The following is a 1,934-nucleotide window of genomic DNA, read 5'->3' as shown; positions in this document are numbered from 1 at the left end:
GGGATCATGTGCGGACCGCCGTACGGGGGAGTGGGCGGCGAGGTCCGTCCGGCTGCGGGGGCTTGTTCACCCACTGCACCCCAGCAAGCCGTACGTACAGCGTCCGGCGGCGGACCGCGTCGCCTGCGGTGTTCAGCTCATAGGCGTCGACCCATTTCCACCCCTCGTACGTGTGCCAGTCGTCGAGACGACGGACCACACGGACGCGGATCGGCTCGACGAATTGCGGGGACGCGGCGCGGGTCAGGCGCAGCACGTCGCCAGCGGCGATCTTCCGGCCCGTCATGCCGGCCCCCGGTTCCATCCGGCGGCCCAGCGTGACGCGGGGGCGAGGTTCGTTACCCGTCCGGGGCCGCGGAACGGGGGGATCATCGGGCCGATGGGGCCGGGAACGATCGGACGTGCGGGCGGGTCGTTCTTCGGCGCGGGCTCGGGTGCGGGCTTCGGGTCCTGCTTCTCGGGCACGTGCTCCCCCTCCATCCGTCGGTTGGAAGGGGGCCCAGCTTCGGCGATTGCCGTCGGGTCGGCCGGGCCCCCGGCACATACACGCCCGCCGGGTCTCGCGTGGTCCCTGACGGTCGCGCTGTCTAAATAGAACCCTGGCGCAGGGTTGTGGGACGCATACACTCCGTAGGACCATTCCCTTAGGACGTTCGGGACGTCCGGGAGGGGACGCTATGAACCAGGCACTCATCGCGGCGATGGCCGAAGCGGGCGAGACGGCCGACAGTCTCGCTGGTCAAGTCGGGGTCGACCCGAAGACGGCGGCGCGCTGGGCCAATCCGGGACGTGTACCGCGCAGTCGGCACCGCGCGAAGGTCGCTCAGGTACTCGGCCGTGAGGTCGGCGACCTCTGGCCGGACGTCCTCACACGCCGCGAGCCAGCATGGTTCCGCCCATGGGTTGATATCGAGCGCGAGGCCGTCGTCTTGCGGTGGTTCGAGCTGGCCTGGGTGCCCGGCCTCCTTCAGACCGAGGCGTACGCGCGGGGAACGCTGACAATGGAGTCACTGACGGCGGAGGAGATCGATGAGCGGGCGGCGGCGCGGATGCAGCGGCAATCGATCCTGCATCGCGCTCGGCCGCCGCTGGTCGTCGCTGTGCTCGACGAAGCGGTCCTACGGCGGCGGGTAGGGCGCGACGCCTCGCTCATGCGCGAGCAATGCGAGCACATCGCGGCGTGTGCCGAGCTGCCAAACGTTCGAGTGCACGTCGTGCCCATCGACACGCCGATGTATCTGGGCCTCGGCGGCCCGTTCATCCTCGCCGAGATGTCCGACGGCACGCACGTAGCACACGTTGACGGTCAGGTCCGAGCGCAGATCATCGACGACACGGCGGAAATTGCTACCCTGGGTCGCAGGTGGACGCGCATAGTGGGCGAAGCCCTATCCCGGGCGCAGTCCCTAGACCTCATCAGGAAAGCGGCAGCATCATGGACATGACCGGCGCGCAGTGGCGCAAGAGCACCAAGAGCGGCAGCAACGGCGGCGCGTGTGTGGAGGTGGCCGACAACCTTCCCGGTGCGGTCCTCGTCCGCGACACGAAGGACCGCGACGGCGGGACGTTGGTCTTCAGCCCCGAGGCGTGGCGCGGCTTCGTCGCCTTCGCGAAGACCTCGCGGTAACCGCTACTGCCTGAGCGAGGCCCCCGGTCAGACGGCCGGGGGCCTTTTGCTGCCCGGGGCGGGGAAGGGGATCACGCGGGCGGTCGGCTCGGCGGCCTCGCGGCGCAGCCGGGCGCGTTCGTCGAGGCGGCCCAGTTCGTACCCCTCGGCGAACGACGCCGCCGAGCGAGGCTCGGGACGCCGACGGCGCAGCACGGCCCAGCCGGCGGGCACTGCCAACACGATCACGGCGACCACGACGACGGTCCGGGTCCGGTCGTCGGTAGGCGGGGCGGGGGCCGCCTCCACCACCGGCCCACCAACGCCC

General features: G+C 70.6%; 4 protein-coding genes. 2 read left to right on the top strand and 2 right to left on the bottom strand.

All coding sequences use genetic code 11. The features are described from left to right. Positions 1-4: 4 nt before the first annotated feature. Entirely contained in the window at positions 5-286 is a 282-nt protein-coding gene (locus E1166_RS30350; RefSeq protein ID WP_132343226.1) for a hypothetical protein, read from the bottom strand. 391 nt (positions 287-677) lie between these two features. Between E1166_RS30350 and E1166_RS30345 the strand changes: the two genes are divergently transcribed. Together E1166_RS30345 and E1166_RS30340 are read left to right on the top strand one after the other, a co-directional pair. Then, positions 678-1,445: a DUF5753 domain-containing protein gene (locus tag E1166_RS30345; protein WP_132343225.1), complete on the top strand. Its 768-nt coding sequence runs from the start codon at positions 678-680 to the stop codon at positions 1,443-1,445. Further along, positions 1,442-1,627: a DUF397 domain-containing protein gene (locus tag E1166_RS30340; RefSeq protein WP_132343224.1), complete on the top strand. Its 186-nt coding sequence runs from the start codon at positions 1,442-1,444 to the stop codon at positions 1,625-1,627. The genes E1166_RS30345 and E1166_RS30340 overlap by 4 nt, the downstream gene beginning before the upstream one ends. Before the next feature lie 27 nt (positions 1,628-1,654). On the opposite strand, the gene E1166_RS30335 is transcribed toward E1166_RS30340, so the two are convergent. After that, on the bottom strand, positions 1,655-1,934 hold a 280-nt coding region (locus E1166_RS30335; RefSeq protein ID WP_207914661.1), incomplete at its 5' end, for a hypothetical protein.

The sequence above is a fragment of the Micromonospora sp. KC213 genome, assembly GCF_004348325.1.
Lineage (GTDB): Bacteria > Actinomycetota > Actinomycetes > Mycobacteriales > Micromonosporaceae > Micromonospora.
Note: the sequence above shows the minus strand (reverse complement) of the source record. Positions and strands in the feature narration are given on the sequence as shown.

Coding starts and splice junctions, on each gene's coding strand:
- E1166_RS30340 (WP_132343224.1), top strand. CDS start 1,442: ATGACCGGCGCGCAGTGGCGCAAGAGCACCAAGAGCGGCAGCAACGGC.
- E1166_RS30345 (WP_132343225.1), top strand. CDS start 678: ATGAACCAGGCACTCATCGCGGCGATGGCCGAAGCGGGCGAGACGGCC.
- E1166_RS30350 (WP_132343226.1), bottom strand. CDS start 286: ATGACGGGCCGGAAGATCGCCGCTGGCGACGTGCTGCGCCTGACCCGC.